Source organism: Psychrobacillus sp. FSL K6-2365 (assembly GCF_038003165.1).
Lineage (GTDB): Bacteria > Bacillota > Bacilli > Bacillales_A > Planococcaceae > Psychrobacillus > Psychrobacillus psychrodurans.
Genome location: NZ_JBBOOO010000001.1, coordinates 1621961 through 1636351, shown reverse-complemented (window position 1 = coordinate 1636351; position 14391 = coordinate 1621961). Strand labels below are relative to the sequence as shown.

The 14391-nt window shown below is 33.7% G+C and carries 17 protein-coding genes, 1 tRNA gene and 1 pseudogene; 5 read left to right on the top strand and 14 right to left on the bottom strand.

Going from position 1 to position 14391, the window contains the following annotated elements; all coding sequences use genetic code 11:
* Position 1: 1 nt before the first annotated feature.
* From MKY29_RS07780 to MKY29_RS07760, 5 genes are all read right to left on the bottom strand, one after another.
* Positions 2-139, bottom strand: coding sequence for a YfhE family protein (locus tag MKY29_RS07780; protein ID WP_139219679.1), 138 nt, complete (start codon positions 137-139; stop codon positions 2-4).
* Positions 140-351: 212 nt separating this feature from the next.
* Positions 352-906: an outer spore coat protein CotE gene (gene cotE / locus MKY29_RS07775; protein WP_093494601.1), complete on the bottom strand. Its 555-nt coding sequence runs from the start codon at positions 904-906 to the stop codon at positions 352-354.
* Between the two features lie 103 nt (positions 907-1009).
* Positions 1010-1600 carry a nucleotidyltransferase family protein gene (locus MKY29_RS07770; RefSeq protein ID WP_241598880.1) on the bottom strand — a complete coding sequence of 197 codons (591 nt, stop codon included), beginning with the start codon at positions 1598-1600 and terminating at the stop codon, positions 1010-1012.
* Positions 1601-3223: a hypothetical protein gene (locus tag MKY29_RS07765; RefSeq protein ID WP_241598740.1), complete on the bottom strand. Its 1623-nt coding sequence runs from the start codon at positions 3221-3223 to the stop codon at positions 1601-1603.
* A complete protein-coding gene (locus MKY29_RS07760) occupies positions 3216-4010 on the bottom strand; it encodes an ABC transporter ATP-binding protein (RefSeq protein ID WP_241598738.1) in 795 nt (264 codons plus the stop codon). The genes MKY29_RS07765 and MKY29_RS07760 overlap by 8 nt, the downstream gene beginning before the upstream one ends.
* A 193-nt stretch (positions 4011-4203) precedes the next feature.
* Here MKY29_RS07760 and MKY29_RS07755 point away from each other — a divergent pair, with 193 nt between their 5' ends.
* A complete protein-coding gene (locus MKY29_RS07755; RefSeq protein WP_340879448.1) occupies positions 4204-5403 on the top strand; it encodes a CynX/NimT family MFS transporter in 1200 nt (399 codons plus the stop codon).
* A gap of 39 nt (positions 5404-5442) precedes the next feature.
* On the opposite strand, the gene MKY29_RS07750 is transcribed toward MKY29_RS07755, so the two are convergent.
* Positions 5443-6498, bottom strand: coding sequence for a nitric oxide synthase oxygenase (locus tag MKY29_RS07750; RefSeq protein ID WP_093494596.1), 1056 nt, complete (start codon positions 6496-6498; stop codon positions 5443-5445).
* A 347-nt stretch (positions 6499-6845) separates the two neighbouring features.
* Here MKY29_RS07750 and MKY29_RS07745 point away from each other — a divergent pair, with 347 nt between their 5' ends.
* Together MKY29_RS07745 and MKY29_RS07740 are read left to right on the top strand one after the other, a co-directional pair.
* Positions 6846-7109 (top strand): excalibur calcium-binding domain-containing protein, encoded by a 264-nt coding sequence (locus MKY29_RS07745; protein WP_090561940.1) that lies wholly within the window; start codon positions 6846-6848, stop codon positions 7107-7109.
* A gap of 292 nt (positions 7110-7401) precedes the next feature.
* A tRNA-Val gene (locus MKY29_RS07740) sits at positions 7402-7474 on the top strand.
* 175 nt (positions 7475-7649) lie between these two features.
* Here MKY29_RS07740 and MKY29_RS07735 read toward each other — a convergent pair.
* From MKY29_RS07735 to MKY29_RS07720, 4 genes are all read right to left on the bottom strand, one after another.
* Complete coding sequence (locus MKY29_RS07735) at positions 7650-7847, bottom strand: hypothetical protein (RefSeq protein ID WP_340879446.1); 198 nt, start codon at positions 7845-7847, stop codon at positions 7650-7652.
* A 5-nt stretch (positions 7848-7852) separates the two neighbouring features.
* Positions 7853-8143, bottom strand: a complete 291-nt coding sequence (locus MKY29_RS07730) for a YolD-like family protein (RefSeq protein WP_340879445.1) — start codon at positions 8141-8143, stop codon at positions 7853-7855.
* An 80-nt stretch (positions 8144-8223) separates the two neighbouring features.
* Positions 8224-8445, bottom strand: a complete 222-nt coding sequence (locus MKY29_RS07725) for a transcriptional regulator (RefSeq protein WP_340879444.1) — start codon at positions 8443-8445, stop codon at positions 8224-8226.
* A gap of 98 nt (positions 8446-8543) precedes the next feature.
* Entirely contained in the window at positions 8544-8846 is a 303-nt protein-coding gene (locus tag MKY29_RS07720) for a hypothetical protein (protein WP_340879443.1), read from the bottom strand.
* A 369-nt stretch (positions 8847-9215) separates the two neighbouring features.
* Between MKY29_RS07720 and MKY29_RS07715 the strand changes: the two genes are divergently transcribed.
* A protein-coding gene (locus MKY29_RS07715; protein WP_340879442.1) for an IS3 family transposase occupies positions 9216-10549 on the top strand; the annotation gives its coding sequence in 2 pieces (ribosomal slippage) (positions 9216-9603 and positions 9603-10549; 1335 coding nt in all).
* A gap of 121 nt (positions 10550-10670) precedes the next feature.
* On the opposite strand, the gene MKY29_RS07710 is transcribed toward MKY29_RS07715, so the two are convergent.
* On the bottom strand, positions 10671-11147 hold the full coding sequence (locus MKY29_RS07710) for a hypothetical protein (RefSeq protein ID WP_340879441.1): 477 nt from the start codon (positions 11145-11147) through the stop codon (positions 10671-10673).
* Between the two features lie 353 nt (positions 11148-11500).
* Here MKY29_RS07710 and MKY29_RS07705 point away from each other — a divergent pair, with 353 nt between their 5' ends.
* Entirely contained in the window at positions 11501-11884 is a 384-nt protein-coding gene (locus MKY29_RS07705; RefSeq protein ID WP_340879440.1) for a hypothetical protein, read from the top strand.
* A 572-nt stretch (positions 11885-12456) separates the two neighbouring features.
* On the opposite strand, the gene MKY29_RS07700 is transcribed toward MKY29_RS07705, so the two are convergent.
* From MKY29_RS07700 to MKY29_RS07690, 3 genes and pseudogenes are all read right to left on the bottom strand, one after another.
* Positions 12457-12714 carry a histidine kinase gene (locus tag MKY29_RS07700; protein WP_241600711.1) on the bottom strand — a complete coding sequence of 86 codons (258 nt, stop codon included), beginning with the start codon at positions 12712-12714 and terminating at the stop codon, positions 12457-12459.
* 177 nt (positions 12715-12891) lie between these two features.
* The gene (locus MKY29_RS07695) at positions 12892-13209 is read right to left on the bottom strand and encodes a hypothetical protein (protein WP_340879439.1); all 318 of its coding nucleotides are present in this window, start codon (positions 13207-13209) and stop codon (positions 12892-12894) included.
* A gap of 215 nt (positions 13210-13424) precedes the next feature.
* Positions 13425-14291: pseudogene (locus MKY29_RS07690) on the bottom strand (serine hydrolase domain-containing protein).
* Between the last annotated feature and the right edge of the window lie 100 nt (positions 14292-14391).

Here is a 14391-nt window from a genome sequence, read left to right as displayed (position 1 = left end):
GTTACTTTTTAATCGGATTTTTTTTAAATGACTCTTCATCAGCACGTTTGAATTCTTTTGGATATATTACTTCTTGCATAGAAGATAATCCATTATCTTTCTTCGTAAACTTCTCATGTGGTTGTTTCCGGTCCTTCATAGTGAACACTCCTCTCATTTTTAATCTTTATTAGTTTTTCCCTTATCATGAGAGATATTCAGTCAGTTATATAAATGAAACAATTGAATAAAACATAAAAAATAAATTCACGTAAATATTCATTTTCTTGATCAAATAATTGACTCAATAAAAAAAGTCATTTCCTAATTTTTTAGGCAATAAAAAAAAAGCCGGAAGAAATAGCCGGCTTGTTAAAGGGACGAAGAATCTTCTGCTTCTTTGGAGGAACCGGTGGATCCTGCAGAACTTGATGACGAACTAGAAGAGCTTTCTTCCCCATATGCCCATTCTTCTTCAAATTCCGCTTCATGAACTTGAATGCATATAGTTGTTTCTCCTACAACCTCAACAAGTATTTCTCTTTCTACAGTTACCTGGAACTGTGTTCCTCCTGAAATAATAATTGCCTCTGTACAATTTGGTTGCTGTAACACACGTACATGTACTTCTTCCCCAGTAGAGTCTTTATCGCGATAATGTAACTTAATACGATCTTTGTAATTGATCGTTTCTGTGAACACAGAAGTTTTGGAATGATCATGATGTGCATACCAAACGTTTATATCAAATTTTCCAGTTACTTCAACATATCTTCCGTGTTTTTTAGACGAACATGTGTGATTAATAACCCAACATCCTAAAATACTCGACGGTGTATTTGGTGGACGAAGCACTTCACAGGATTCTGTTCTCTTTTTACCTTTAGCAACAACAGCTTTCGTCACAATATGGCGCATGTGTTTCATTTTTTTCCTCCTTGTAATCAAGTCATAACATCATATGCGCCCATCGCCCAATCGGTTCATCAAGTTTCAAATGTTATGTAGAATAAAAGAAGGAAAACAAAAACTAATGTACTTTTTGCCACATCTTGCTGTTACTTATACTTATATTTGGCCAAATAGAATGCCAGTTTTTCCTATGGATACGTTGCTCGTAAATTTCTAAAAGTTCTTTATTTGTTGCAAATCGAGGAACTGGTTTCACTGTCATCTGCAGGATATCCACTATTCCATGTGGAGCAACAACTACTATTTCATTCTGATCATTTAATTTCACTCCTATTGCTGTCACTGTTTCCGGAAAATTGGATATTCCATCTTCCGAAGATTTATAAGGCGGCAGGTTATTTATCCTATGCATTCTAGCCTGATTTTTCACAGACCATGGAATATTTGGTCTCAACTTCTGTAGCTGATCCTCCCATTTTTTCTCCTCTGACTCTTCCTTATTATGAGGATTAAAATAAATAACATCGATATCCGCTAATGGAGTTTTTTCGTTATATCCATGTAAAGTATCCCAAATCTTCGAGCGTACAAACCCTGCGCATATCCACCAGTCTGGCAGCTCCAATTGCTGAGCTACTTTTAATATATCCATCATCCATTTATCTTCTATTATTAAATTCTCTATATCTTCTATTGTTTGAATAACAATTCATCCCTTCGAGAACATTAACTTCCACCCTATGAAAATACTTATTAACAGTATGAAGGCATATATCGGTAAACCATAAGGAATGATTAAAACCACAGCATGCAGCGCAGCCATAAGCCCTACTATGAACATACTACCGAAAACTTTAAAAAAGGCATTAGTTTGTGTATGCTCATGCGAACTAGTGAAGGGAAACTTCCCCTTCTTAAAAATGCCATAAGATACTAATGTTAGTGCAATTGTGGCTAATAGGACAACGACTAAGTCCAGAATTATTTTAAAAGAAAAAATCCATAAAAATATAACACTAAGCATAGTTAAAATAGGTATGAAATAATTCATTATGCTTGCCTTTAGAGTTGCACTATAAACAATTGATTTGTTTTTAATAGGAGCAGCGTAGAAGATCCATTGCCCTTTATAATTACCAGAGTACTCGAGCATTTGCACAACGGATGGAATCATAATTAGCGCAAAATATATGACCATAAATGAATTTCCGCTTTTCATTTCCTCATAAGAACTAGTGCTTAATGTATTGAATAAAAAGATAAAAGGAAAAATAACCGCAAATCCTAGTAAGGGAAATATTTTTAGCTTTAATTCCCTTTCTTCTTTTAACATAAGAGATGCAAACTTATAAAAAGTACGCTCCTCTTTAGTTCTACATAAAATTTTTGCAAAAACTAATTGTAATTTACGATTTTTCTTTTTCCTTCTGTTTGTATCACTTTGTAATTTAGATAGATTTCGTTCAAAGGTCGGCATTAGACGAATATACACCGCAATCGCAAGAAATGGAGCTACAAGAGCGAGTAATGATAATACAATTATATGAAAAGAAAAATCTTTATTTAAGATTAATTCAAAAGGTGCTGCGAACCAAAAAGGAGGCAGTAACGTATGCCACCAAGCAAAGGCATACGAAATATCAATATTAACTATTTGAAATACGCGCCCAACTAATTGATAACTTACCGCCATTCCAATTGCTAGGAAAATTTGTACATAGTTAATAATATCCTTTAACATTTCACCACTAAAAAAACGGAGAATGAACAAATAAACAAAAGCGGTCAATACCACAGCCAAACTACTTATCAATATTATTTCTATTAAAAATAAGAGCGCAAATATAATACCAAATTTAAATATACTTACAATAAGAGGAATAATTACAAACGCACCAGTTAAAAGAACCATATATATCATAATATGAGTAATCTTCGCTGCATTTAAAGTCTTTTCACTAATGGGTTTCGGGTGAAGTATATTTTTATCCCGTATATCAAGCAGAACAGCAGAAAAATCAGATACCATTGATGTCATTAAAATGACAAATAAGGAGCTGAACATAATAGTAAGAGAGAATAGAAACTCATTACCTAAAAATAGAAAAGGAACTAAAAAGAGAATTCCAAATAACGCGTACATCCATAAGGATTTTAGAAACTGGTTCCCTTCTTTTTTTACATTTGAACCACTAAAGATAGCCGGCATCCTTCTGCTATCCATCGTCAGCTTCAGTTGTAGAATCAAACGCATCACATCATAGTCTATATTCAACTTTTGAAAGACAGGTCTAAAACGATCTAGTATTCTAAGTGATGCAAAATCATTCATGGACGCTGCCTCCACGAACTAAATCTACAAACCTGCCTGCAATGTCCTCGTGCTCGGTAAAACCAGTCAACTGATTGAAGATGTCTTCTAATGACCCTTCCTGATTCTGCGATTTTAACTCTTCAAAAGTTCCATCCGCTACTACTTGACCATCTACTAATAATACAATTCTGTTACTGATTTTTTCTACAACATCCATAATATGGGAAGAATAAAAAATAGTCTTCCCTTGCTGTGCAAGCTTTGCAAGTATCTCTTTTATAACCATCACACTGTTCGCATCTAAACCACTAAGCGGTTCATCCAAAAACAATAAATCCGGGTCGTGTAACAAACTCGAAATGATTAATACTTTCTGCTTCATCCCTTTTGAAAAAGAGGAAATTCGTTGATGAAATACAGTTTCTAAACCAAATTCCTTCATTAAACCGAATGCCTTTTTCTCCGCTTCCTCACTACTTAATCCGTATAGTTCACCTGTGAAGGATAGATATTCGAATGCAGTAAGATTTTCATAAAGCTCAGCCGTCTCTGGCACATAGCCAATTCTCTTTTTATAGGAATAATCACTTTTGAGAATATTTTCTCCAAAAATTTCTATAAATCCAGTATAGCCATCTAAAAGGCCAAGCATCATCTTTACAGTTGTACTTTTTCCTGCTCCGTTTGGTCCGATATAGCCAATAATTTGACCTTCAAATACATCTAGATTGACACCTTTTAACACTTGTTTATTTCCAAAACTTTTAGATACTCCCACCAATGATAATACTTTCTTAGCAGTCAATTGAATCCCCCTATTAGCACATCAATTTCGAATTGTAAATATTTACATATCTATTTTATCATAACAATTCTCTTAATATTCCATTATTTTCTTTTATAGAAATATCTTTCTAATATATCTATTGAACTTCAAGGACAAAGGGTGTAGCATTTTCTAATATCGAAATACATAATCTCGTAAGGAGAGAATTCATTTGTTAACGAATCAAGAAACAAATAAAAAGACAATTGCATTATTAATAATTGGAATTATTTTCATTTCAACGACACTACGAGCACCACTTACTGCCGTAGGCCCAATTATTTCGTACATACGAGATGGATTAGCCATATCGAATGTATTAGCTGGGTTTATCACAACGATTCCACTTCTGGCATTTGCGATCATATCCCCTTTTGCCCCAAAGATTGCACGACGCTTAGGGATGGAAATGACACTCTTTCTGGCAATTCTATTATTGGCAATCGGAATAATTATTCGCTCGCTCGGAACACCATTCTTCTTACTATTAGGCACTGCTTTAATAGGAATTGCGATTGCTTTTGGTAATGTATTAATCCCAAGTTTTATAAAGCTTAAATTTCCTTTACAACTTGGTCTAATGACTGGAGTGTTTACCGTGTCCATGAACTTATCTGCAGGTATTGGGGCAGGTATCAGCTATCCAATAGCAGATGGGACTTCATATGGCTGGCAAGGTGCACTTGGTTTTTGGTCGGTTCTTGCGATAGTCGCGTGTATCATATGGTTACCACAAATCAAGCAAAAACAAATAGTTGTCGTAAGCCCTAAAACTAAAGTGGTAAAAGCTAAGTCTATTTTTAAATCACCTTTAACCTGGACCATTACCTTATGTATGGGTCTACAATCACTTATTTTTTATACAACTGCAGCATGGATTCCTGAAATATTACAAACCAAGGGAATGGATGCTGAAAGTTCTGGATGGATGCTTTCCTTTATGCAATTTGCGCAGCTTCCAATGACTTTCCTTATTCCAATTCTCGCAGGTCGACTTAAGGATCAGCGAATACTTGTTGCATTATTTACGGTTTTCTATTTAATAGGTTTCACTGGTTTATTGTTTGGAGATATTTCACTTTCTTTACTTTGGATGATTACACTTGGCTTAGGTGGGGGGGCATCGTTTGGTCTTGTAATGATGTTCTTTTCGCTTCGTTCTCGCACACCCATGGAAGCAGCTGATTTATCGGGTGTTGCACAGTCAATTGGATATTTACTCGCAGCAGTTGGACCGGTGTTCTTTGGATTTATCCATGATGAAACAGGAAGTTGGTATACACCAATGATTTTATTCATTGTAACCGTCGTTCTCCTCTTCTTAGCTGGAATGCATGCTGGGAGAGATCGATATGTCTCGGAGGAAGTCTAACAAGAATTGAAAAAAGAAGCATGAAATCATGCTTCTTTTTTAATACGGTGATGGTTGATAGGAATAATTTGGCGTTACTTTTTCATTATTGTATTGCTTATGGAAGATATGAGTTGTAGCAGGGGACATTGGAGGAATTAGCCATGTCCAGTTGCCTGTTACGTCACGATCTGCATCCTTCTCAATTTCTTCGAATTTTTTAAATTGCTGTGCTGCAGTATGATGATCTACAATACTGACACCGTCTTTTTTGAAGGAATACAATACCGCTACATTTAGTTCCAACAGCGCACGGTCTTTCCAAAGTGAAGCATTAGATTTCGTATTTAATCCCATATGTCTTGCTACTGAAGGTAACATATTGTAGCGATAATCGTCGGCCAGATTCCGTGCACCAATTTCAGTTCCCATATACCATCCATTAAAAGGAGCAGCAGCGTAAGTAATACCTCCCATTTCTAACTTCATACTTGAAATCATCGGAACTGCATACCATTTTAGTTGTAAATACTCAAACCATTCATATTCAGGATGACGAATGGGCACTTCTAAAATATACTGCTCCGGAATATCAAATAATTTCGGAGGGTGATCTTTTATCTGAATGACAAGTGGTAGAACATCAAAATTGGTTCTCTTCCCTTTCCATCCAAGCTCCTCACATTTTTTCGTAAAATCAATAGAATCAGAATCTCCTATTATCCAATCTTCCGTTTCATAGCCAGCATATCTAATTAGCTGATGATTCCATATCCGTACATCTTTTGGTGAAAATATTGTAATGGTAGGTCTGATCCGACCTTCATTTGTCGCAAACTGCATATGCTCTATTAGTGCTTCAAATACAGCGTCCTCGGTATGTAAATCCCTTTTATCAAAAACAGTAAGGCTTTGCCAAAATAGTCGTCCTATGCACTTATTGCTATTGCGCCACGCTACCTTGGCCCCAAATTCTAACTCTTCGGTAGTATGTTCATAAGTACCTTCTATTTTTATCTGATTTTCTACTTCTCTAAATCGCGTATGCATGTCTAATTCTTTTTTACCAGTTTCATCATAAAAAAGACGAATAAAATTTTGTGCTTCCAATAACATGATTGTAGCACCTCCCCTATATCTCCATCTTAGTAGAATGATGCCTCTGCAAACAAGTACCAGAGATGAAAAAGATGTGAGGAATTTATGACAGTAAAAGTACTTGTTTTAATCCTTTTTGGTATATAAGTATTTATCTAATATATGTTAAAATATAATTAACATGAGATATTATGGTTCGTCTACTTCGGGTTTTGAAAATCTGCTTAAAGTTAAAGGACCCTTTTAGATTGAAAGAACGAGATATAGTTATCTATGTCTCTTTTTTATCAAATGGATATAGTAGTTTTTACACACACCTTTAGACATAGTTATTTACTTATTGAAAAAATTTAGGAGGAGTTACAATGAAACGAATTTCAGTAATTTTACTTTCAGCAACATTAGTTTTTGGAGTTTCTACAATTTCACCAACAGAGACAGATGCGGCAGCCAAAAAATTTAACAATTGCACAGAGTTAAACAAAACCTATAAAGGGGGAGTAGCCAAAGCTGCGAATATTAAAAACAAAGGTGGAAAAACTAAATTCACTCCTTTTGTATCAAAAGAAATTTATGATGCTAACATAAAAAGCGATCGTGATAAAGACGGCATTGCTTGTGAGAGATAACTATAAACTAATAGTTTGAGAATAGTTTTATGAGATAGAATATTATTCTCTTGTTTTACATTAACTCGATTCCATTTTCTACTTTTTGATATAACTATAAAATAACCTTGAAAGGTGTTAGCTTTTCAAGGTATTATTTTTTATTTAGTTTCAGGATTCCTCTTTTAATAAAGTGATTTTATGTAAGAATATATCTATAAAAGTATTCCTTTTAGATATATACTAGCTCCCTACTTTATAGTATATTTATATAGAGAAACATTGAAGTATTATGAGTTTCTTTTTTCATTATGGTCTTGTAGCTCAGTTGGGAGAGCACCACCTCGACAAGGTGGGGGTCGCTGGTTCGAGACCAGTCGGGACCATCTAAACAAAAGCCTTTAACCTCAATGGTTTTGGGCTTTTTTCAATTAAATTTAATACCTATAAAACAGGTGAAAATCCTTCTTACGTGACCGATATGTGACGAATTTATTAAAAACGTGTTTTTTGGACTTTGTACAATACAAATTTCCATAAAATAAATCAAACCACCTTCCATTAATCTGGTTGGTGTTCTTTAGCTTTCTCGACTTCTGCAGCTTCCGTTCTATTTATGACTTCGCATAATTTACCTAATGCTACAAGTTCTTCTCTGTTCATTCGTGACATCTCATCAAGGGCACCTAGTATTAACTCCGGAGGATGTTCATCCAGTAACTTATTAAATAGTTCTTCCGTTCTGTCCAATACTTTCACAACCTTTAATCCATTATAGTTACGTCAACTATTTCATCGAGCTTTAATGATAACAAATAAAAAGGATCTTTCAATTCGATTTCTCGCTTCTGCAAATTTACACTTTCTACCGTTCCTCTGTTGTATATAAATTCTCCATTTTTCCATCTTTTAATTTTTGTATCAGCTTTACTTTTAATGGCTGCATCCAAAGTATGTTGAATGGCATCATAATCCCATTCGTCTAATTCTGGTTTAGGTTCTCTTTTAATTTCTTCACTATATTGTCTTAATAAAGCTACGTGTTCTGGAAGCATCATTGCTACCTATTTCTTACTTCCTCTGTCTTGTAAACGTGACAAATCAAATATTGGCTCATCCTCATAAAAATCGTGATTCATACAACTTCACGCTCCTTATGGATGATGGGAACGTATGCGAGCACACTATCAATGATAAATGTACGTTTAGCATTTCGCTTAAAACATAGCGCCTGAAAAGTAGTTCCTTGAAACTTGAGGACTTTCACTCGTCTTTTGCTTATATTACCCTTTGAATCCATATACATTAATTCAATCAGTTGATTACGTTCCATACATTTCATTAAATTTATACGCACATCTGTTCCCTCCTTCTATCGTTTAGTATACGAACAATAGTTCTTTTTTACAACTAGTAATTTTTGGACACATAAAAAAATCACCTCCAGAGAGGTGATTAAATAGTATTTTTTTTGAATGCTTTTCTTAATACATCTGAGAAACCCAATAATAAAACAACTATTGAAAGTGCAATTTGTTGTTCCAAATCTAAATTGTTTAAATAAAAATAAAAGACGCAGCATGCAATTAATAGTATGGCTAACGTTTTTAATCTTTTATGATTATTATTATCATCTAGCATAGAAAATAATATTGGAAAAATAATTAAATAAGGAATAGTTGGAAACCAAATTAAAACTAAATAAGATATATATAGTATCATACGAAAAAATAAATTAGATTTAGAATCTAATTTCATAGCAGATTTCTCCTTACATTCTTATGTCTACTCTAAAAGTAGTATCATTAGTAAAATGAGTGTCATTTGTTTTATAGCTGTTATTAAGAATATTATATGTCAACTAACCTATTCTTTTACTTTATTACGTATAAAAGCAATAGAAGTTCCAATTATTTCAAAATATAAAGTTCCCCTTATTGAACTAAACTGCTGCGTTAGTTCAATAAGAAAAAAGGCTTTACTCCTTCTTGAAGTAAAGCACCCGTTCGTATTATAAGGTTAACCAGTTTTTTAAACTGTACCCTATAAGATAGACACTTTAAAAAAGGTCATCTTATAGGGTCTTTTTGTTTATAATGAAAAAAACAGTATTCGGAGCGATAAATTATGACTAAAAATTATTTAACACCTAACCAACAAAAAGAACTAAAAAAGAATCCATATGTAAAAGCTGTAAGCAATAAAGCGATTACGTACACAGATGAATTTAAACGATTATTTATTACTGAAAATGAATTTGGGAAGTTTCCGCGTGAAATTTTTGAAGATGCAGGATTTGATATCGAAATGATAGGGATGACACGCATTCATAAAGCGGCAGCTCGATGGAAAACAGCATACCAAAACCAAGGAATTACTGGGTTAGAAGATTCTCGGAAATATAGTTCTGGTCGCCCACTTGAACGAGAACTAAGTCTCGAGGAAAAGTATGCACGATTAGAAGCGAAGACTCGATTACTTGAGGCAGAGAACGAACTCCTAAAAAAGCTCGATTTACTCGAAAGGCAGATGGTGAAGAAGAAATAAAAATTGCGCCAGAATTAAAATTCGAACTCATTAACCAGATTATTAAAAAGTATGAGTTAAAGCGTATGGTAAGTTATCTTTGCGAGGTAATGGATGTATCTCGATCAGGTTTCTACAATTACTTTGATGAAAAATCCATTCAAAAACGTGCAATTAAAGGCGGTTCGGACGAGGTGGTGAAAAACATCATTTTAAAGGCGTATCATTTCCGAGGACGCAAAAAAGGAGCACGCCAAATTAAAATGACACTCCAAAACCAGTACCAGATTACATATAACTTAAAACGTATTCGCCGCATTATGAAGAAATTTGAGATTGTTTGTCCAATTCGAAAAGCGAATCCCTATCGCCGCATGGCGAAAGCAACAAAAGAACATCGCACATGCCCGAACGAATTGCAGCGCAACTTTAAACAAGGGTTGGCTGGAAAAGTGTTATTAACGGATATCACATATTTAAACTACAGAAGCGGAAAGCGTGCTTATTTATCCACGATTAAAGACGCAGAGACGAATGAAATTTTAGCGTATGAAGTCTCAGATAAAATTACATTAGACATCGCATTAGATACACTTCACCAATTAAGACGTCGTCATTCACATATTCGAAATGATGCCTTTATTCATTCGGATCAGGGATTTCATTACACAAATCCGACCTATCAAAAATTAGTGAAAAAGATGAATCTTGGACAGTCAATGTCACGCCGTGGAAACTGTTGGGACAATGCTCCACAAGAATCATTCTTTGGGCATTTTAAAGATGAAACAAATATAAAAGAATGCGAAACATTAGAAGAAGTAAAACAAGAAGTGAAGTGTTATATGATATATTACAATTATTATAGAGGCCAATGGAATTTAAAAAAGCTGCCGCCTGCAAAATACAGACAGCAGCTTCAACAAGTTGCCTAACCTTTTTCAAAATGTCCTTTACAAAGGGTACAGTTTATTTACTGGTTGACCTTATAATACGAAGCACCCGTTAGTGAAATAAACTTCTACTGTAAATTTTCTATTCCTGTCTCATTTTGGCTTAATACTCAAGTATACTTACGATATCATTTGTATTATAAGTTTTATCTTTCAATTCTTTATTTTTGTGTAGTACTTCTCTCAGTTCAACTAAAATTTGTTTATCAAATTCTCGGAAAACATTTTCAAAATTATTTCTATCACTCAATCCGATTAAATATATGAGTATTATCTCGTTAAAGAGTGGAAACTCTCGTTTTATAGCTTCTTGGTTGTCCAAAAACGACCTTACATAATCTTCGAAATTGTATACCTTTGCTGGATAATAGTCTTTTTTTCTGATTTTAATTGGTACAAAAACATTGGCTGCCTTTGAATGCCAATGGGCGAGTGCAGACATGAAAATGAGAAGCGAGTACTTTCGATACTCTACATTTGGATGTGTAAAATATAAATAATAGTCATCATAATTCACATCTGCCCACTCTCCACCATGTTCTATAGTTTTATAATCATCGGCACCTCCTGGTAACCCCAATAATATCCTTTTCGCTTTTACAATAATATTTTCTGTAATAGATATCCGTCCCTTCCAGCTACATTATAAAGTCTCAATAAAAAATATCTGTTAACTATTACTCTTAAACTAACCTGCTGCGTTAGTTCAATAAGAAAAAAGATTTGCCTAAGCAACCCATGAACTTTAACTAAGCACCCGGTAGTTTAAGTGAAAACCTTCACAATGATGATTATAAATGCAATTACCTATACCAAATAGGTTTTCCTCTTTGTTCAACACTTCCTACCTATGTTAATTTCTAAATATTTCCTAAAAAACAAATCCTATATTGTGGTAAAATTATTATAGATTTTAGAAGGGATTGGTATTTAATGAAAAAATTATTGTCTTTTATATTAATTGCTTTATTCTTCTTTTCCTTTAGCGTCTCTTCTCCTGAAGCTTCTGCACAAAAAATAATGTGGGGGAAAACCGAATTGAAACCTGGACAGATTGGAAAAGTAACAATCTTGCAATCAACTTCTTTATTCAAAGTAGAAGGTGGTACTTCAGGACCTGTAAAGATTTTTGACCCCGTGCGCCGATTAAATCCAGGTGAAGAATACCGTGTGTATGGCACTAAAAATATACAGGGATATGCTCCGCTTTATGATGTTGGTGGTGGCTATTATGTGATACAAAGTGCCTATCTAAATATAGGTCACTTGATGTATGAAACTCCCTCTAAAGCAAAATTAAATTTATTAAACAGATGATAGCCACAATTTGTGGCTATCTTTTTATTTAACAGAACCTACCTTTTGTTTCATTAAACCTTTACAATTTGCCTATTACAAAATACGTTATTATGACAATTAATAATTATCATAGTTATGCACTTTGTTAGTCTCAGGAACATTACTTTTTCCCACACTTTCCCATACCTTTTAAGTATCCATTTAAAACCTCCTAGCGTCACATTTTCTTCTCAAATGCGACATAAAAAGTTTCCTCCTCTTATTGAACTAAACTGCTTCGTTAGTTTAAGTGTAACATTTCACAATGCATATCTGAGATCAACTTAATATATTGGACATAAAAATAGATCATCGAAATGATGATGCTGCACCACAGAGAATGAAAATGGTTAGGAAGTGGCAACACTGATACTGACCTTAATCCAGTCAACCGCATTCCATAGACTTATTTGCGCTCTCCTCTTTTTTTTAACGATTAAGTAGGGGTCCTCTTAAGTATTGTCATTTTTCATTTCTTGAAGAACTAATTTTCATGGGAGTTCAATTACAAATACAATGACTTCAGAATCTTCTTCAAAGGATTTACCAAACTATTGCTCATAAAATATTGGAAGTAAAATTAATCCTATTAGAAATAACACTGGAATCGAAGATATAATTAAAGCAAAATTTCTCCATTTCCCTTTTTGGCTAAAGTATGCTGTTAAAAATGAAGATATTATTAATAAAATAATCACAATATCCCCAATTTCCGAGGTTCCGTTCACTACGATTGGTGTAATAAAACCAAAAATAATGAACAAAGAAAATAATAACAATGAAATAACACTCAAATATCTTCTCAACACAATTACCTCACCTTCTCGGCTCTTTTTTACAATTGACTATATTTATTGTACTTCTTGTTCAACTAAACTGCTGCTTTAGTTCAATAAGCAATAAATGCTTTACCCCTTCTTGAAGTAAAGCACACCGTTAGTTGAATAAGAACAGAGACGCTTTTTAAACAATGGCGCCAGTTTGTTTTACAATGCGCTCCTACGCCGATATAAAAACAACGTAAGTGCATTTAATAAAATGGTAACAATGACAAGTACCGTTGAAGCAACAGCTACACCGTGCATTTCCGACAGAGCAGACCAGTCTTTAATGTTTACCAAGTAAAGGTTATAAAAAATTTGTAAACATATTGAGATAGCGCAAGCGCTGAAACTGATAATGGTAAGAGCAATCCATTTCTTATTCATCTGTTTTTTACCTACTGCAAGATTAATAATAGGAATTATCCAAGCTACTAATCCAAGTACCAAACTGCCGATGTTAAGCCAACCAGCATCGAACATATTTCATCCCACCTTCATTTTCTTTCTAATTTATCCTCAAAAAAATGGTCCGTTTGTTGCACAAAAGTTAAATAACACTGTTCCACTAACCTGCTTCCTTCTTTAGTTCAATAAGAAAAAAGAGTTGCCTAAGCAACCTAAAAGTACCTGTCAGTTAAACAAGAATTGATTTTTCAACAAATCATTTACATGATTCGTATTCTCAAGAATGATTTTTAAGTAATTATGTCAAGAATCTTATTAGATAAAGTTTCACTCTGTAAGCGATTAAATGTTTTTGGGTTAGCAGTTACAATAATTGAAATTTTTTCTTCTGGATATATGAGAATTTGTTGACCGCCTGAACCTAAAGCACGATAAATTTCATTATCTTTATAATTTTTAATCCACCATCCAAATCCATAATCACCGTAACTTAAATTTGTTGGGATGCCATTTGTAGTAGACACATTTAGCCAATCCTTAGGAATTATTTCATCAGTATTTTCTATTCCATTATTTACAAGTATTTGAGTTATTTTTATTAGACTTTTAAACGAGATCTTTAAACCAGTACTCCCGACGGTGACACCCTGAGGGTCACTTTCCCATTCAACATCTTCTATTTTTAATGGAGAAAAGAGATTTGTCTGAGCAAAATTAGACAGTGTTAATCCTGTTGACTTACTAATAATTGCAGATAGGAGGTGATAATCAACTCATTTATACCTAAATGTACCCCTTCCTGCTAACGGAAAGCTTAGAATGTCTCGTACCCAATCATTACTACTTCGAATCAGTCCATATAAGTCTTTATCATCAATATCGAAACCCGAACACATTGTAAGTAAATCTCTTATAGATATATGACTAGGAGCACCAGGTAGGTAGTGATTAACCGGAGTTTCAAGAGACTCTATATATTCTTTTTTTAATGCAATCCCAATTAAAAGTGAAACTATGCTTTTTGTCATTGAACGAATATCTATTAAATGTGAAATTTTCTTATTCTGTGATCTAAATATTTCTTCGTTTGAAATGGATACATATAAATTATGAATAGATTCATTCTGTTCATATAATCTTAGAATTTCTTTAATCATTAAAATTCATTCCCCTTGTCTTCATATATTTCATCTGCAATAGGCAAGAATTCCTTCTTCCACTAAACTCCCCTATACATTAAAACGTTTGAAAGGAATA

Bases quoted from the DNA above. Each gene is read 5' to 3' on its own strand.
- MKY29_RS07780 (WP_139219679.1), bottom strand. From the start codon at position 139: ATGAAGGACCGGAAACAACCACATGAGAAGTTTACGAAGAAAGATAAT.
- cotE (WP_093494601.1), bottom strand. From the start codon at position 906: ATGAAACACATGCGCCATATTGTGACGAAAGCTGTTGTTGCTAAAGGT.
- MKY29_RS07765 (WP_241598740.1), bottom strand. From the start codon at position 3,223: ATGAATGATTTTGCATCACTTAGAATACTAGATCGTTTTAGACCTGTC.
- MKY29_RS07750 (WP_093494596.1), bottom strand. From the start codon at position 6,498: ATGTTATTGGAAGCACAAAATTTTATTCGTCTTTTTTATGATGAAACT.
- MKY29_RS07745 (WP_090561940.1), top strand. From the start codon at position 6,846: ATGAAACGAATTTCAGTAATTTTACTTTCAGCAACATTAGTTTTTGGA.
- MKY29_RS07730 (WP_340879445.1), bottom strand. From the start codon at position 8,143: ATGCTTCCAGAACACGTAGCTTTATTAAGACAATATAGTGAAGAAATT.
- MKY29_RS07720 (WP_340879443.1), bottom strand. From the start codon at position 8,846: ATGAAATTAGATTCTAAATCTAATTTATTTTTTCGTATGATACTATAT.
- MKY29_RS07705 (WP_340879440.1), top strand. From the start codon at position 11,501: ATGAAAAAATTATTGTCTTTTATATTAATTGCTTTATTCTTCTTTTCC.
- MKY29_RS07695 (WP_340879439.1), bottom strand. From the start codon at position 13,209: ATGTTCGATGCTGGTTGGCTTAACATCGGCAGTTTGGTACTTGGATTA.